Below are 16,150 nucleotides of genomic sequence, written 5' to 3'. Positions count from 1 at the left end.
TTCCGGTTTATCATACATGCTTACATGTTTTTTACTACAGCAGCGCACCGTTGACAAAGAGCTGGATGCTCTTTGTCCTGGTTCACTGTCGGGCTATAAATCCAACAACGTTCGCATTTCACGCCCTGGGCCGGAGCCACAGCAACTGCAAGTTGCATGTCGGCGGCCCGGTAGGCTTCACCCGGAACCTGTTCCATATTATCAGATAAAGTTACTTCAGACACAATGAGGAGTGTGGCTAAATCGTCCTTAATGGCCGAAAGTGCAGTCAGTTCCTCCCCGGCAGCATAAAGGCTAACCGCTGCATCCAGCGAATGACCAATAACCTTATTGCGGCGGGCTGTTTCAAGTGCTTTCGTAATTTCACCGCGTAATTCAAGTATTTTTCCCCATTTAGCTTCCAGCGCAGTATCCAAGTATTCAGGACGGGCTGCCGGCCAACTTGTTAACTGAACGCTTTCAGCGCGGTTTGTCTCTTGGGGCATATACTGCCATACTTCCTCGGCAGTAAAGGTTAATACCGGCGCAACCACAGCAACCAGGGTGTTGAGAATTTCATACATCGTCGTTTGGGCAGCGCGGCGTTCAATCGAAGCTGGCAACCCAGTATAAACGCGATCTTTGAGGATATCAAGATAAAAAGCGCTTAGATCCACGGCACAGAAGTTATGCACTGTATGATATAACAAATGGAATTCGTAATCTTCATAGGCCTGAGTGACTTTAGCCCGGACTTGTTCTAAACGCATCAGCGCCCAGCGATCAATCTCAAGCAGTTGGTTGTAGGACACTTTGTCGGTGTCTGGGTTGAAGTCATGCAAACTGCCTAGAATGTAGCGGAAGGTATTGCGGATTTTGCGATATACTTCTGACAGCTGCTTAAGGATATCATTGGAAATGCGGATATCAGCTTTATAGTCGGCTGATGCTACCCAAAGGCGCAGCACATCGGCACCATATTTCTGGATAACCTCCTGCGGGTATATGACATTGCCAATCGACTTGGACATTTTCCGGCCATCACCATCAACAACGAAACCATGGGTCAATACCGCTTTGTATGGCGCTACCCCCCGTGTGGCTATTGAAGTTAATAGTGAGGATTGAAACCAGCCGCGATGCTGGTCGCTGCCTTCCAGATATAAATCAGCCGGCCACTGAAGTTCTTTACGCTGTCCAAGTACAGCCGCATGGCTGGAACCGCTGTCAAACCACACATCCATAATATCGGTTTCTTTCCGGAATTCATCGTGGCCACAATGCGGGCAGGTAAAGCCTTGTGGCAGAATTTCCTCCGGCTTTTTGGCCCACCAGGCGTCAGAGCCTTCTTGGCGGAAAAGTTCTTTGACAGCAGTAATTGTCTCATCATTAATTATATGCTCATTACATTTGGTGCAGTAGAAAATCGGAATAGGAACACCCCACACCCGTTGCCGCGAAATACACCAGTCTTGACGATCAGCCACCATATTGCGGATACGATCTTCGCCCCAGGTGGGAATCCACTGAATTTCGTTGGCTATGGTTTTGAGAGTAGCCTCTCTAAATCCATCAACTGAGGCAAACCATTGCTCAGTTGCCCGATAGATAATCGGGTTCTTGCAGCGCCAGCAGTGAGCATATTGATGTTTAACCGAGCCTTTGCCGAGTAGCAGCCCACGCCCAGCCAATTCTTTTATAACAGGCACGTTAGCATCAGACACCGTCAGGCCTTCAAATTTACCAGCTTCTGCAGTAAATTTGCCTGTAGGGTCAACAGGACTAATGATCGGCAGGCCGTATTTCATACCTACCTCAAAGTCTTCCTGGCCATGGCCGGGAGCCGTATGTACACAGCCGGTGCCAGCTTCCAGGGTGACATGTTCACCGAGGATAATAGGTGACTCACGCTCAAAGAACGGATGACTGAATGTCATACCTTCAATAGCAGCACCTTTCATTGTTCCCAGGATTGTGTATTCTCCCAGATTATTAGCCTTAACAACTGTTTCCACCAATTCACTTGCAAAGAGATAAATTTCATCATTAATTTCTACCCAGGCATATTCAATTTCAGGGTGCACACAAATGGCAACATTTGCCGGCATAGTCCAGGGAGTTGTTGTCCAAATAACGGCATACACTTTCTCGTGGTCAACACCTACAGGCAGGTTACCTTTATCATCAATAAGAGGAAATTTAACATAGATAGAATGCGATTTTTTCTCGGCATACTCAATTTCGGCTTCAGCTAATGCGGTTTCACACGAAGTACACCAATAGACCGACTTCAGGCCTTTATAAATATGGCCCTTTTTGGCCATTTCACCAAACACTTCAATTTGTTTGGCCTCATATTCGGGGTATAGTGTTATATATGGATTTTCCCAGTCGCCGGCAACGCCCAGGCGTTTAAAGTCTTCCCGCTGAAGGTTTAAGCATTTGAGAGCATATTGCTTACATTCACGCCGCAAATCAAGCGGGTTAAGCTCATGGCGGTTTAACCCCAGAATTTTAATGGCAGCATGTTCAATCGGCAGGCCATGGGTGTCCCAGCCGGGAACGTAAGGAGCATCGAATCCCTGCAGCGATTTGTATTTGATAATAATATCTTTAAGAATTTTGTTTAAAGCAGTACCGATATGAATATTACCATTGGCATATGGCGGGCCGTCATGCAAGATAAATTTGGTTTTACCCTTGCTTTGAGCCAGTTTTTTCTCATAGATCTGTTGCTCATTCCAGTATTCCAACATTTTCGGTTCCCGTTCGGGAAGATTCGCGCGCATTGGAAAATCGGTTTGGGGCAAGTTAAGTGTTTTGCTGTAATCCAAAATTAGCACCTCCATATAAAATAAAAACTCTCATCCCCAAAAAGGGACGAGAGATAAGTTCCCGTGGTACCACCCTACTGGCTGATATAGCCGCTTTACAACGCGGTAACGGGCGTTAGACGGCGGAGCCTACTTGAGCCTTTCAGTCCGCAGTTCAAGAGCGATTTTAGGCCATGATCTTGATTACCAGGCTCACACCATGTCCTGATTCGCTGTAAACCGCCATCAAAGCGTGTCTCCGTCATTACTGATAAAATATTATCATGTACGCAATATATTATACATGATTGGCGCATAAAGTCAAATATCCAGGCAGAGCATAGTGAAAAATTTCTTTTTATCAATACCGGTAACCTTAATCACTTTTAACCGGCTATTTTGGCCGGTAGTAATAACTACAGAGCTTTTTGCTACATCCAGAATACTGGCAATAAAGGCAATACAGGCAGCATTAGCTGCACCATCTACCGGCGGTGAAGTCAGTTTAATTTTAAGACAATCGCCCATAATGCCGGCAACCATATTTTTACTTGCACGCGGCTGAACACGAACTTTAAAGGCAATGCCGTCTGGCAGCTCTCTGATGTCAAGTAAATTGTCAGGCAAGACTAGTTTTCATCCTCATCATCATTGTTAAGCATTTCCATTTGCGCTTGTAAAAGAGTACGCAGACGAGTACGGAATACCTTCGATTGTTTTTGTAATTCTTCATATTCGCCAGTCATTTTACGAACTTTTGTCAAGGCTTCCTCAACCAGTTTTTGCGCACGAATTTCAGCTTCCTTAATTATCAGCTCTGTTTCTTTTTTGGCATTAAGTTTGACTTCTTCAGCTGTTTCCTGTGCAATGACCAGTGTGCTATGGAGAGTGTTTTCCATATGCTGGTAGTGCTCGAGTTTGCTGTTAAGGCGTTCAATTGTTTCTTTCCCCTCAATATTATCACGATATAGGGTCTCATAATCTTTAATTACTCCGTCAAGAAACTCATCGACTTCATCTTCTTTATAGCCACGGAAACTACGCTTAAACTCTTTATTATGGATGTCTAATGGCGTTAGCATAACTCCCCACCCCTATTCAAATTACATAAATCGTCTAAGTAAAACGCTGTATCTGCCTTTTTTCGTTTGCCCAGGCACTTCAATAACTTCTACCCGTCCCCGGCCACGCATAGAAATAATATCCCCCACCTTTATTACTTGTGATGGGCTTTTGGCTTCCTGCCAGTTGATTTTTAGTTTGGCGGCTACGATATCTTCAGCCATTCGGGTGCGTGAGGTTCCAAAACCAGCGGCGGCTACAGCATCTGCTCGCATAGAAGCCACTGTTGCCCGAATTTCCTTGATTTTTTCTTCTTTTGCCGGAATATCATCAAGTGAACCTTGTGAAACAAAGACCGCAGCTTGTCCAACTTCAGTTACGTTCTGTTCAATATACGCAGCCATAGTTGCGTCGGCTAAGACATAGCATTGATCCCCAGCCACAATAATGTCACCAAGGATTTCACGTTTTATGCCAATACCCATAAGTGCTCCGAGCACGTCCCGATGTGACAGGCGATAATAACGACTATCCCATTTTATCAAAATGGCTTTTAACCCAAAATCAAATGAATCAGCATACTCAAGAAACTCAGTGTCAACAAAGGCCACTTTAACCCGTTCTGCACCAGGATAACCGCCATTTGTTTCCAATGTCAGCCTATCATAATGGGCAACGATAGTTTCAGCAATACTTAAACCATACGGATCAAGAAATTCGCTGACTTTGTATTTGCGACTTTTGAGCGCAATCTCTGCCAAATCCAAAAGCTTTGCTGCTAACTCTGCATCACCTGAAGCGCGGTAATAGCGTAAAATTTTGTCCCGTTCACTCATTACCTTTTTCCCATCTCCCGGGACCGTTCTGTAGCGGCAACCACAGCATCAATAAGTGCAGCCCGTACTCCCTTTTGTTCTAATACATGGACACCGGCAATAGTAGTACCACCCGGCGATGTTACCATATCTCTCAGTTTGGCAGGATGTTCGTTTGTTTCGAGTACCATTTTAGCAGCACCCATTAACGTTTGGGCTGCCAACAATATTGATGTCTGCCGGGTTAAACCAACTCTGACACCAGCATCAGCGAGAGCATCAATTAAAACAAAGGCATACGCCGGACCGCTGCCTGACAGGCCGGTAACAGCATCCATCGAATCTTCGCTAACAGTAACAACCTTGCCAACAGACGAAAATACTTCGGCCACCGGGTCACTAACTGCTTTTGTTGCATACTTCCCTAGCGCCATAGCGGATATGCCTTCACCAACGGCCACCGGGGTATTAGGCATAACCCGAACGATTGGAACTTCAGCCAGTTTGCTTTGCAATGTAGCAATTGTTACGCCGGCTGCCACTGATACCACTATCGTAGTTTTCGGTACTAGCGGTGCAATTGTGTCAATAACGTTAGCAATAACTTGTGGCTTTACTGTTAGAAATACGATATCAGATTGTTTGATAATTTCCTGACTATCAGGATTTGTTGCAATTGCAAACGTACTGTTTAGGTAAGCCAGACGTTCACGGGAAATATCATTCACCATTATTTGGGACGGCATTACCAATTCTGCATGTAAAATACCGCGAATAATTGATTCGGCCATCGCACCGCCGCCAATAAAACCAATCTGTTTATTTATTAACATAATCCCTCCATTTGGCATTCGATCTATTTATCACTGGCCCCAGGGCAAGAACGTCTTATCACTGACATCTTCCCGCGGACTATAGGCAACGTCAACATTATTGGGGGCGCACAGGAAAATATTATTGCCGACTTTTTGAATTTGACCATTTAATGCATAGGTTGTACCACTAATAAAATCAATCATGCGTTTGGCAATTTCGGGGTCAGAACTTTCGAGGTTAACAACTACTGGTTTACGGCTTTTAAGATAATCGGCAATATGTTGAGCGTCATCAAACGAAAAGGGTTCAACAACCATAACCTTGATTTGTTTCGATTGCTGGGTATTATTGTTATTTTGGGCCATGGGTAGTGAGACCACATTGTTGTTTTTTGGTTTAACTTTTGTTTCGGCCTCTTCTAGTTTCGAACGATCTTCCTCTTGTTCTGCTGATTCAAACAGACCAAGACTGCCCCAAACTTTTTCCATAAACTTCATAACTTTCTTTCTCCTCCTTACTATTGACGCGATCCAAATATTCCAGTACCAATACGAACCAAGTTTGCTCCCTCTTCGATAGCTACCATATAATCATTGGTCATTCCCATGGATAACCATTTAATGTCAGTATTTGCAAGATGCAAGCTATTTAATTCGGCGTATAACTGATAAAGTTCTTTAAATACCGGACGCACTGTTTCCGAGTTTTCACTATAGGGCGCAATCGTCATAAGACCGCATAACCTGACATGTTCGAGCTGGCTAATACATTTAGCTAATGGTAAGGCCTGACCAATTTCAGCGCCAAACTTGCTTTCTTCATCGGCGACATTAACCTGTAGGAGTACATCCTGGCATTTACCTAGCTTAGCAGCTACCTTATCAATCTCAACAGCCAGCTGTTCACTGTCTACAGAATGAATAAGGTCTGCCAGCGGTACTGCCTGACGAACTTTATTTGTCTGCAGGTGACCAATAAGATGCCACTCAGGCGTTAGACCAGCCGCCTTTATCTCAGGATACTTAGACAGCATTTCCTGAACCCGATTTTCTCCCACAGCTGTTATTCCGGCAGCCAATGCCTCCAGCATAGAGGAAACGCTATGGTTTTTGGTCACAGCTACCAATTTTACCTTATTGGCGGCTAATTTGGCTGTTATTTCAGCAATGTTTTGCGCGATAGACATGTTAAAACCCTCCATCCTATTAATTGATTCGCTCACAAACATAATTTTCCTCTTTATTTGCAAACTTCTATAAAGAAATAATTGCGCCTATACGTCCAGTGTGCCCGCTTTCGGCACGATGTGAAAAGAAAATTGGTGTATTGTCAGCTGTACATATTGAACTGACTGTAATATTAGTATCCCCTATACCAATTTCTCTAAGCTGCTGGCGGTTGGCTTCCCACAAATTAAGCTGCCGTCGCTTTTCCTTGGTTATCACCAACTGCTCCCAACAGGGGAACTCAGCTCGAAGTTTACTTAGTACAGCTTCGTCAACTTCATAACAGCAAGGACCGATTGATGGTCCAATGCCTACCAGGCAGTCGACCGGGTTGGTATTAAACTGATGCTGCATTGCAAGTACTGTTTTTTGTGCTATTTTGCCAACAGTGCCTTTCCAACCGGCATGGCTAATGCCAATAGCTTTAGCTACCGGATCAACAATGAGTACAGGTACACAGTCAGCGAAGAACAGCATAAGTGGCAGCCCTGGCACGTTAGTGATAAGGGCATCAGTGCCTTTAATAGCTTCATCATAATGCTTAGCACCGCGACCCGCATCTGCCATAGTAACTTGCCTAACCACATTGCCATGTATCTGTTCGGCAGTAACCACTTTGTCCGGTGGCAGACCTACTGCTTGACAAAAAAGCTGCCTGTTATTCCATACTGTCTCAGCGTCGTCACCAGTATGTAGTCCTAAGTTCAGGCTAAGAAACGGCGCTGTGCTGTGACCACCCAGCCGTGTAGATATACCATGCCTGATACCTAACGCAGCAAAACTGGTGAATATTCCGTACCAAACTTTATTTACACTTTGTTTCAACATAAATTCACCCATATGGTAACCCTCCGTAAATAGTAATGCTACTTCTATTTTACACAAATATAGTTACAAGCGCAAAATATGATTACTGCTGATACAACGTGCTAAAAATTTTTTCAGGCTGGTGGAGCATTGTCAATCCTGCAAATGCAAAAAACCTTGGCAGACGTTTATTTCATGCCAAGGTTTTTTCCGCTTAGTTGCTAGGCTTCCTCTATTTTTTCTTTCTTAGCATTAGCAATAATCGCTTCCGCAATACGTGCCGGAACATCTTCATAATGGGAGAAATTCATATCAAAAGAGCCCCTCCCCTGGGTAATGGAACGCAAGTCAATGCTGTAGCGAAACATTTCTGCCAATGGTACCTGGGCTTTGACCCGGCCTAAGCCGCCCCCGATGGGCTCCATGCCCTGAATCCGCCCTCGCTTGGTATTAAGATCGCCAATGACATCTCCCATATAAGATTCAGGCACGATAACTTCTATGGCATAGATGGGCTCAAGTAAAACAGGCTTGGCTTGTAATACCCCTTTGCGCAAAGCCAAAGTGCTGGCAATTTTGAAGGCCATTTCTGATGAGTCAACCGTATGATACGATCCATCGGTTAACGTTACCTTAACATCAACCATCGGATAACCGGCGAGCAGGCCGCCAGCTAATGCCTCTCGTACCCCCTTTTCAACAGCCGGGATATACTGGCGAGGTACCGCTCCGCCAAAAATAGAGTCAACAAACTCAAACTCAGCGCCTGGTGCTAACGGGTCAAGCTGCAGCCAGACATGACCGTACTGACCATGTCCCCCACTTTGCTTTTTATGTTTGCCTTCTACTTTGGCTGAACCGCGAATGGTTTCGCGGTAAGGTACTTTGGGGGTTGCAAGCAGTGTTTCGACGCCGAACTTGCGTTTCATGCGCTCAGACATAATATCCAAATGCAGTTCGCCCATACCTGAAATCAGTAACTGATGGGTTTCCACATTCTTATGCACTTTAAATGTAGGATCTTCATCCATGAGGCGCGCCAATGCCTGACCAATCTTATCCTCGTCGCCTTTATTTTTAGCCTCAATAGTTCTGGTGAACATTGGTTTAGGATAGGCAATTGATTCAAACAGAATAGGTTTATCTTTGTCGCAGAGCGAATCACCGGTAGCCGTTTCCTGTAGTTTCGCTACCACAACAATATCGCCGGCATATACATTCGAAATTGGCTCTTGATGTTTACCACGCAAGGTAAAAATTGAACCGATACGCTCTGACTTCTCTTTGGTGGCGTTATACAAGGTACTGTCTGGCTTCATATTGCCTGAGAATAGACGAATATAGCTTAGGCGGCCGACGAACGGGTCGGCAGTGGTTTTAAATACCATTGCCGAAAATGGATCGGCAGCGCTTCTTTCAACAGGATCTTTACTTACCGGATGATAGCCGAGGATTGGTGTGGCATCTGGCGCCGGCAGACAACTGATAATCGTGTCCAATGCTTGCCGCACACCAATGTTTTTAAGAGCCGAACCGCAAAGAACCGGAAATACTTTGGCTTGGGCAATACCAGCCAATAAACCGGTGTTTATTTCTTCATTGCTCAACTCTTCCCCTTCAAGGTATTTCGTTAACAGCTCATCATTTCCTTCGGCAGCAGCTTCAATAAGTGCCACTCTTGCTTCCTGCGCCTGCTCCAGCATATCTGCCGGAATATCTGCCTCAGTACATTCTTTACCACTTTTCGCTGCTAAATAAGCCTTCATGGTAATCACATTAACAACGCCGTTAAAACTATCCTGGGTACCAATAGGCAATTGAACCGGGATAACGCCATTGCCGAATTTCTCTTTCATACTTTCGACAACACTATAAAAGTCAGCGTTTTCCCGGTCCATTTTGTTAATAAATCCTATACGTGGCAAAGATAATTCATTGGCATAGTTCCATACTTTTTCGGTTTCTACCTCGACGCCGGCAGCAGCGCATAGCACAATGAGCGCACTATCTACAGCACGTAGAGCGCCCTTAACTTCAGCTACGAAATCAGCATAACCGGGAGTATCAACAAAATTTATCTTATGATCGCGCCACTCACAAGGCGCCAAAGCCGTACTAATTGTTACTTTCCGTTTTACCTCTTCCGGTTCAAAGTCAGTTGTCGCCGAACCATCATCAACACGTCCTAAACGGTTAACCGCGCCAGAATTAAATAGCATGGCTTCTGTTAAGGATGTCTTACCGGCTCCACCGTGGGCTACAATTCCAACATTTCTCAACTTGTCGCTCTTGTACTCTTTCATGGCTAGTCCCCTCCTGTTGTGGTCTGCTTAAATTCATTACTGACATATACCTTTACCAATTCTCTGTTTACTGTAAATATTCCTGCTTTTCTGTCTATTTAGTTTAAGTTAAAATGAGCAAAACATTCATGCTTTATTCCATATTTATAATTTTTTTCCAATAAATATGACGAAAACAACAGTTGATAAAATTATCGGAGCTTTCAGTACATACAAAAAGAGCTACTGCATTACAATAGCTCTTTTTGTATATATGGGACCGTTCTATCCTTTTAAGAACATACGCATCAATTTACGCAGCGGTCCTGGCAGCGACATAACATAAAACCGAAAATTCACAGTGCTCGCCCCCTCATTTTAGCTATTATCTATAGCTAATGCATCCTTATGCTGTCGATATAGTTTATGCGGATTGAGCAAAGATGTGCAATTATAAGTTGGCAGTACTTTCGGCCTCAAAACGGGATAATACAAAACAAAAATCTGACAGACGATTTAGGCTGATAAGTAAAGGTTCTGTGACACCGGCATCAGTTTCAGCTTCTTTGAAACGTAAGGTCTGGCGCTCAGCCCGCCTGGTTACTGTTCTCGCCAAATCCAGTGCTGCAGCTCCCGGAGTATCGCCGGGTATAATAAAATTTTTTAGCGGCGGCAGCTTGGCATCAAACTCATCAATCATTTGTTCCAGTGTTATAACATGGTCATTCGTTACATATTGCTCTTTATTGCCGCCACTGGCTAAATCGGCCATAATCAACATCAGCAGTTTCTGTAGTTTTACTATGGCTTCTTTGACCTCCTGATTGCTGCAATTAGCGCGGGCCAAGCCTAATGCTGAATTAATTTCATCGACAGTACCATAGGCTTCTACTCTGGCACTGGTTTTCTTGACTCGCTCGCCGGTTAGGAGACCAGTTGTTCCTTTGTCCCCGGTTTTAGTATAAACTTTACTCATAACAATCCTCCAAGTGATACTGAACAATTTCCTGTTCAGTAAAATAAATAGCTATTTCCCGTGCTGCGCTATCGGCGCTATCAGAACCATGTACAATATTGTAGGACATAACTTTAGCATAGTCACCACGAATGGTCCCTGGCAATGCATCAACAGGATTGGTCGGACCCATCATGGTTCTGACTACTTTAACGGCATTAGATCCAGTTAGTACCATGGCTACTACCGGTCCGGAAGTAATAAATTCGATAAGAGCCGGGTAAAATGGTTTGCCTATATGTTCAGCATAATGCTTTGCAGCCATTTCAGGCGTTAATTGAAGCAATTTAAGCGCTGAAAGCAACAAGCCTTTACATTCAAATCGCTGAATAATTTCACCGCAAAGCTTTCTTTGCACTGCATCAGGTTTTAAAAGCACCAGGGTATTTTGGGCGATATCACTCATATTATGTACTACTCCTCATATAGTTTTGGGCGATTTCAGCATATTTTAAAGCCGACTGGCGTATGGCTTCAATCTCTCCCGGGCTGACCTGGCGGATGATTTTGCCAGGTGAACCCATAACTAACGAATTGGGTGGAATCTGTTTACGTTCAGTAATCAGCGAGCCAGCTCCAATAATACAGTTTTCACCAATCTCGGCATAGCCTAATAAAATGGCTCCCATACCGATCAAGCAGTTATCAGCTACGGTACAGCCGTGGAGTATTACGTTATGACCCACTGTAACATAATCACCAATAATGCAGGGAAAGTCATACATAACATGCACCGTACAATTATCCTGAATGTTAGTATACTGGCCAATCTTTATCGGGTTAATATCGCCTCTGACAACTGTGTTATACCAAATACTGGAGTTTTTTGCAATAGACACATCCCCGACAACTCTTACTCCTTCAGCTAGAAATACGCTGCTGTCAATTTCCGGAGTCAAGTCTTTATATAGAAACAGTGGGTTTTCCAATCAAACAATCTCTCCTTTCTTAAAAGAAGCCACTAGATAGCCTTGGCTAATAGTGACTTCTGCTTATGCTTGCTATTACCTTGTTTTCCTTGCCTGTTCTTCCAATTTAGCCACTCTATCAGCTGTTGCCGGGTGGGTGCTGAATAGACTAACCATCATGCCGCCGGCACCACTAAACGGGTTAATGATAAAGAGATGAGAGGTAGCAGGAGTAGCTTCAGCCATCACACGATGCTGGGCAAAGTATTCAATCTTCTTGAGAGCACTGGCAAGCGCTAATGGATTGCCGGAAACAGCACCGCCTGTTTGGTCAGCCAGATATTCGCGCGAACGGGAGACACCAAGCTGGATAAGAGTAGCAGCGAGCGGCGCCAGCACCACCAGGAAAACAAACTCAATAATACCGCCGATACCGCCCCCATCCTCGTCATCGCCACGACCCAGGCCAAAGATAGCTGTCCATTGTGCAATATTAGCAATCATGGTGATAACACCAGCGAGACTTGCAACAATGGTACTAATCAAAGTGTCGCGATTTTTGATATGAGACAATTCATGAGCGACAACGCCTTCTAACTCTTCATAATTGAGCGCTCGCATAATACCTGTTGTCACAGCGACAGCAGCATGTTCAGGATCACGACCGGTGGCAAAGGCATTAGGCACATCGGTATTGATAATATAAACCTTAGGCATCGGCAGTTTGGCCTTTTGAGCCAAATTACTCACCATGCGGATTAAATCTGGTGCATCCTGGGGCGTAACCGCTTGCGCACCATACATATTGAGCACAATTTTATCACTAAACCAGTAGCTGGCAAAGTTCATCAAAATCGAAATAACAAACATGAACGTCATGCCCTTAGTGCCACCAAAAAAGGCACCAACTGCAATTAGTAAACCTGTTAGTGCAGCAAGTAAAACAGTAGTCTTAAGCGTGTTCATTAAGACACCTCCATAGCGTATTTTATTCTATATAAACAATTACCGTCTTAACTATTCCACGCTAGCTAAAGATGACATCGCTCCTCCCTTCTTTTTCTGAATCTATTATTACTATTAATTATAAGTGATTTGCTTATAATTAACAACAAGCGTTTAAGCCCGATTTTCCATGCGTTCCTTGATGGCGGTCAGCATATTCATACTGTTGTCCCGTACCTTTCGCTTAAGAATCGGATTAAGCAATCCCGCAATCATCGGAATTCCAAATTCAAAATCAACGGTTAGTTTGATCTCAGTACCGCCCTCAATTGGTGTTAATATCCATTCGCCTTGAAACTTTTTTAAATCGCCCTCGGTTTGCTTATAGCTAATATGCATGTTGGTATCATCAAAATTATCAAGCTCAGTCCATTTGATAATTCGACCATCTACATTGGATACCCATTTCGTCATAGTGGTATTGTCTTTTCGTTCAATAACCTCAACACTAACCAAATCAGACATAAACTCGGGATATTTTTCCATATCCTTCAAAATAGGATAAATTTGGCTGCGATCAGCGTTAACAGGCAAAGTCACTTCTACATATGGCATATTCATTTCCTCCTGTCCAATTATGCTATTCATGCAAAACTATAGGTCTTCCAGCATATCCTGTGCCTTTGCCAATGCGCTTGACAAAGCTGAAATGACATAATCAATCTGTTCTTGTTCAATGATCAGCGGCGGTTCGATCCGCATAACTTTAGGATTATTAAGTGTGTACGCAATAAGAACACCTTTGTCAATCATTTCCGACATGATTAACCCGCCAATACCTTCTTTAGTCAGTTCTATGCCAATCATCAGACCCTTACCGCGTACTTGGGCTATTAGCTCAGGGTAGGCCTGGGCTAGTTCTGTCAGCTTACCCATAAAATAGTGACCGCTTTGTTCAGCTCGCCTGAGCAGGCCCTCTTCGCGGATAACGCTGACAGCGGCGATAGCCGCTGCACAGGCCAGTGGGTTGCCGCCGAAGGTTGAGGTATGCAAAAAAGGACTGATGATATACTTATCCCAAACCTTTGGCCGCGCTGTAAACGCACCAATCGGCATAACTCCGCCGCCTAAGGCTTTAGCGGTTGTTATAATGTCAGGCACCACACCATAGTGTTCAACCGCAAACATCTTACCAGTACGGCCTAACCCTGTTTGTACTTCATCACAAATTAACAGCGCTCCCGTTTTGTCACAGATCTCACGTGCCGCAGGCAGATAGGTATCAGGCGGGACAATGATTCCCCCTTCGCCCTGAATGGGTTCAATAATGACAGCTGCTGTCTCATTGTCCACAACTTGGGCTAAAGCATCAATATCACCAAATGGCACATGACTAAAGCCGGCAAGCAGCGGTTGAAACGGTTCCCGGAACATCTCCCGTCCGGTAGCACTTAAAGAGCCTAATGTTTTGCCGTGAAACGAATTGGTGGTAGCAACAAACTTACTCCGGCCGGTGTGAACCCGTGCCAGCTTGAGACTGCCTTCTACTGCTTCGGTTCCACTGTTGACGATGAAACTATATTGAAGATCACCAGGCGTTATTTCAGCCAGAAGTTCTGCTAAATCAGCCATCGGTTTATCAAATAACACCTTACTCGATAGCGGCATGAAATCTAGTTGGCGCTTAACAGCCTCAACCACTTTGGGGTGACGGTGTCCCAGACTAAATACCCCATAGCCCCCCAGACAGTCGACATATTCTTTACCGCCAATGTCCTTGATAATAGTACCTTCGGCCTCCCATTCAATTGTGGACAGCCCCATAAAGCGGAACAGTTTGGCCATGGCTGGGTTAATATATTGCTCATACTTGTTAATTGTTTGGTTTATCATTTGTTCTTTATTAGACATATAAACCCTCCTTGTAAATGCCACAATTTATAAAAATCTACTCATGACATTATTTTCTATTAATATCAAAAGAACTCCTGCTTTATTCAAAAAAAGCAGCCATCAGGAGAAAATTCTATTCACTAACAGGATTTACCCTCACTAGTCTTGAATAAGAAAGAGCTAATTATTCAAGGGATGGTGTAACTGATGAATGACATATTTGCTGCAATCACTCTGCTTGTCCTCATAGGTAATGTCGGGTTACTCTTACTGCTGCTGGTAAAAGTCACCAAGGCCGGGAGTCCGGACTTGACACCGTTCAAGCAACTCACCTATAATCAGGAACGCCTGGAGGCCATGCTTCGCGATGAGCTGGGAAAAAACCGCCAGGAACTGACTTTCAACATTAAAATACTGCGGGAAGAACTGGCAGGTCAACTGCATGAATTTACGAATAGTAATGACCAGCGATTTTCGCGTCTTGTTCAGCTTAATGAGCAAAAACTTGACAAGCTCCGTGAGACAATTGAAGGCAAACTCATAGATATTCAAAATGATAACAGCAAAAAACTCGAAGCGATGCGAGCAACGGTGGATGAAAAACTGCATGCAACTCTGGAAAAACGCTTAGGTGAGTCGTTTCAACTTGTGAGCGAGCGCCTGGAACAGGTGCACAAAGGGCTGGGAGAAATGCAGCAACTGGCATCCGGGGTCGGCGATCTCAAAAAAGTCCTGTCCAATGTTAAAACCCGTGGTATCTGGGGTGAAATGCAGCTGGCCTCGCTATTAGAACAAGTCCTAACTCCTGAGCAGTATTCTGCCAATGTGGCAACAAAGCGTGGCAGCCAGGACCGGGTAGAATTTGCCGTATGCCTGCCAGGCAGAGATAGTAATGATACCCCTGTTTGGCTGCCCATTGATGCCAAGTTTCCCCAGGAAGATTACCAAAGGCTTTTAGAAGCCCAGGATATGGCTAATGCCGAACTGGCCGCCGCTGCGGCGGCCAGTTTAGAGACCAGGATTCGCCTGGAAGCTAAAACCATCAAAGAGAAGTATATTGATCCACCCAATACTACTGACTTTGCTATTATGTTTCTGCCTATCGAAGGATTATACGCCGAAGTATTACGGCGTCCTGGACTATGTGAAAGCCTACAGCGGGAATACCGTATTAGTATTACAGGTCCAACTACGCTGGCGGCGTTATTGAATAGTCTGCAAATGGGATTTCGGACATTGGCAATTGAGAAACGGTCAAGTGAAGTCTGGGGCCTTCTGGGCGCTGTAAAAACAGAGTTTGGTAAGTTCGGGGATGTTCTCATAAAGACCAAGGAAAAACTAGACCAGGCCAGCAAGCAAATTGACGCCGCTGCCGTACGCACCAGAGCCATCGAACGAAAACTTAAGGATGTCGAACAACTGCCTGCAGCAGATGCTGTTCGTATCCTGGGACAATATGATAGTATGCAAGAGTAAAGCAAAAGCACATCCGACCATGTTTGGATGTGCTTTTGCTTTACTCTCAGAATTATTCACATAATACACTATTTTTTGGTAATAATAACCACAAAATAGTACGAGAGGAGGAA

At 44.4% G+C, this 16,150-nt stretch carries 16 protein-coding genes; 1 reads left to right on the top strand and 15 read right to left on the bottom strand.

What is annotated here, in order from left to right; all coding sequences use genetic code 11:
• Positions 1 to 20: 20 nt before the first annotated feature.
• The 15 genes from ileS to AC1ECB_RS08955 form a co-directional block, all read right to left on the bottom strand.
• Positions 21 to 2,813 (bottom strand): isoleucine--tRNA ligase, encoded by a 2,793-nt coding sequence (gene ileS / locus AC1ECB_RS09025; protein WP_485668390.1) that lies wholly within the window; start codon positions 2,811 to 2,813, stop codon positions 21 to 23.
• A gap of 300 nt (positions 2,814 to 3,113) precedes the next feature.
• Positions 3,114 to 3,419, bottom strand: coding sequence for a DUF167 domain-containing protein (locus AC1ECB_RS09020; protein ID WP_485668389.1), 306 nt, complete (start codon positions 3,417 to 3,419; stop codon positions 3,114 to 3,116).
• Between the two features lie 2 nt (positions 3,420 to 3,421).
• On the bottom strand, positions 3,422 to 3,874 hold the full coding sequence (locus AC1ECB_RS09015) for a DivIVA domain-containing protein (RefSeq protein ID WP_485668388.1): 453 nt from the start codon (positions 3,872 to 3,874) through the stop codon (positions 3,422 to 3,424).
• A gap of 21 nt (positions 3,875 to 3,895) precedes the next feature.
• Positions 3,896 to 4,690, bottom strand: coding sequence for a YlmH family RNA-binding protein (locus AC1ECB_RS09010; protein WP_485668387.1), 795 nt, complete (start codon positions 4,688 to 4,690; stop codon positions 3,896 to 3,898).
• Positions 4,690 to 5,502, bottom strand: a complete 813-nt coding sequence (gene proC, locus AC1ECB_RS09005; RefSeq protein ID WP_485668386.1) for a pyrroline-5-carboxylate reductase — start codon at positions 5,500 to 5,502, stop codon at positions 4,690 to 4,692. Before proC ends, AC1ECB_RS09010 begins: the two co-directional genes overlap by 1 nt.
• Before the next feature lie 30 nt (positions 5,503 to 5,532).
• On the bottom strand, positions 5,533 to 5,982 hold the full coding sequence (locus AC1ECB_RS09000) for a cell division protein SepF (RefSeq protein WP_485668385.1): 450 nt from the start codon (positions 5,980 to 5,982) through the stop codon (positions 5,533 to 5,535).
• Positions 5,983 to 6,002: 20 nt separating this feature from the next.
• Positions 6,003 to 6,671, bottom strand: a complete 669-nt coding sequence (locus tag AC1ECB_RS08995; RefSeq protein ID WP_485668384.1) for a YggS family pyridoxal phosphate-dependent enzyme — start codon at positions 6,669 to 6,671, stop codon at positions 6,003 to 6,005.
• 67 nt (positions 6,672 to 6,738) lie between these two features.
• Complete coding sequence (pgeF, locus tag AC1ECB_RS08990) at positions 6,739 to 7,551, bottom strand: peptidoglycan editing factor PgeF (protein WP_485668383.1); 813 nt, start codon at positions 7,549 to 7,551, stop codon at positions 6,739 to 6,741.
• A gap of 188 nt (positions 7,552 to 7,739) precedes the next feature.
• The gene (gene fusA / locus AC1ECB_RS08985) at positions 7,740 to 9,821 is read right to left on the bottom strand and encodes an elongation factor G (protein WP_485668382.1); all 2,082 of its coding nucleotides are present in this window, start codon (positions 9,819 to 9,821) and stop codon (positions 7,740 to 7,742) included.
• Between the two features lie 430 nt (positions 9,822 to 10,251).
• A complete protein-coding gene (locus tag AC1ECB_RS08980) occupies positions 10,252 to 10,776 on the bottom strand; it encodes a cob(I)yrinic acid a,c-diamide adenosyltransferase (protein ID WP_485668381.1) in 525 nt (174 codons plus the stop codon).
• Complete coding sequence (gene ndk / locus AC1ECB_RS08975) at positions 10,769 to 11,221, bottom strand: nucleoside-diphosphate kinase (protein WP_485668380.1); 453 nt, start codon at positions 11,219 to 11,221, stop codon at positions 10,769 to 10,771. Before ndk ends, AC1ECB_RS08980 begins: the two co-directional genes overlap by 8 nt.
• Before the next feature lies 1 nt (position 11,222).
• On the bottom strand, positions 11,223 to 11,744 hold the full coding sequence (locus AC1ECB_RS08970; RefSeq protein ID WP_485668379.1) for a gamma carbonic anhydrase family protein: 522 nt from the start codon (positions 11,742 to 11,744) through the stop codon (positions 11,223 to 11,225).
• A gap of 75 nt (positions 11,745 to 11,819) precedes the next feature.
• Entirely contained in the window at positions 11,820 to 12,689 is an 870-nt protein-coding gene (gene htpX / locus AC1ECB_RS08965) for a zinc metalloprotease HtpX (RefSeq protein ID WP_485668378.1), read from the bottom strand.
• Positions 12,690 to 12,842: 153 nt separating this feature from the next.
• A complete protein-coding gene (locus AC1ECB_RS08960) occupies positions 12,843 to 13,283 on the bottom strand; it encodes a type II toxin-antitoxin system RatA family toxin (RefSeq protein ID WP_485668377.1) in 441 nt (146 codons plus the stop codon).
• Positions 13,284 to 13,322: 39 nt separating this feature from the next.
• Positions 13,323 to 14,579, bottom strand: a complete 1,257-nt coding sequence (locus AC1ECB_RS08955) for an acetylornithine/succinylornithine family transaminase (protein ID WP_485668376.1) — start codon at positions 14,577 to 14,579, stop codon at positions 13,323 to 13,325.
• Positions 14,580 to 14,768: 189 nt separating this feature from the next.
• Between AC1ECB_RS08955 and AC1ECB_RS08950 the strand changes: the two genes are divergently transcribed.
• Positions 14,769 to 16,037: a DNA recombination protein RmuC gene (locus AC1ECB_RS08950; protein WP_485668375.1), complete on the top strand. Its 1,269-nt coding sequence runs from the start codon at positions 14,769 to 14,771 to the stop codon at positions 16,035 to 16,037.
• Positions 16,038 to 16,150: the final 113 nt, after the last annotated feature.

This window comes from Sporomusa sp. 246TCP1, assembly GCF_057319775.1.
The sequence above is the reverse complement of the archived record's forward strand: the minus strand, read 5'-3'. Positions and strand labels throughout refer to the sequence as shown.

Bases quoted from the DNA above. Each gene is read 5' to 3' on its own strand.
- AC1ECB_RS08955 (WP_485668376.1), bottom strand. From the start codon at position 14,579: ATGTCTAATAAAGAACAAATGATAAACCAAACAATTAACAAGTATGAG.
- AC1ECB_RS08960 (WP_485668377.1), bottom strand. From the start codon at position 13,283: ATGCCATATGTAGAAGTGACTTTGCCTGTTAACGCTGATCGCAGCCAA.
- fusA (WP_485668382.1), bottom strand. From the start codon at position 9,821: ATGAAAGAGTACAAGAGCGACAAGTTGAGAAATGTTGGAATTGTAGCC.
- AC1ECB_RS08980 (WP_485668381.1), bottom strand. From the start codon at position 10,776: ATGAGTAAAGTTTATACTAAAACCGGGGACAAAGGAACAACTGGTCTC.
- AC1ECB_RS09000 (WP_485668385.1), bottom strand. From the start codon at position 5,982: ATGAAGTTTATGGAAAAAGTTTGGGGCAGTCTTGGTCTGTTTGAATCA.
- AC1ECB_RS08995 (WP_485668384.1), bottom strand. From the start codon at position 6,671: ATGTCTATCGCGCAAAACATTGCTGAAATAACAGCCAAATTAGCCGCC.
- ndk (WP_485668380.1), bottom strand. From the start codon at position 11,221: ATGAGTGATATCGCCCAAAATACCCTGGTGCTTTTAAAACCTGATGCA.
- htpX (WP_485668378.1), bottom strand. From the start codon at position 12,689: ATGAACACGCTTAAGACTACTGTTTTACTTGCTGCACTAACAGGTTTA.
- AC1ECB_RS09015 (WP_485668388.1), bottom strand. From the start codon at position 3,874: ATGCTAACGCCATTAGACATCCATAATAAAGAGTTTAAGCGTAGTTTC.
- AC1ECB_RS09010 (WP_485668387.1), bottom strand. From the start codon at position 4,690: ATGAGTGAACGGGACAAAATTTTACGCTATTACCGCGCTTCAGGTGAT.
- AC1ECB_RS08950 (WP_485668375.1), top strand. From the start codon at position 14,769: ATGAATGACATATTTGCTGCAATCACTCTGCTTGTCCTCATAGGTAAT.
- pgeF (WP_485668383.1), bottom strand. From the start codon at position 7,551: ATGGGTGAATTTATGTTGAAACAAAGTGTAAATAAAGTTTGGTACGGA.
- proC (WP_485668386.1), bottom strand. From the start codon at position 5,502: ATGTTAATAAATAAACAGATTGGTTTTATTGGCGGCGGTGCGATGGCC.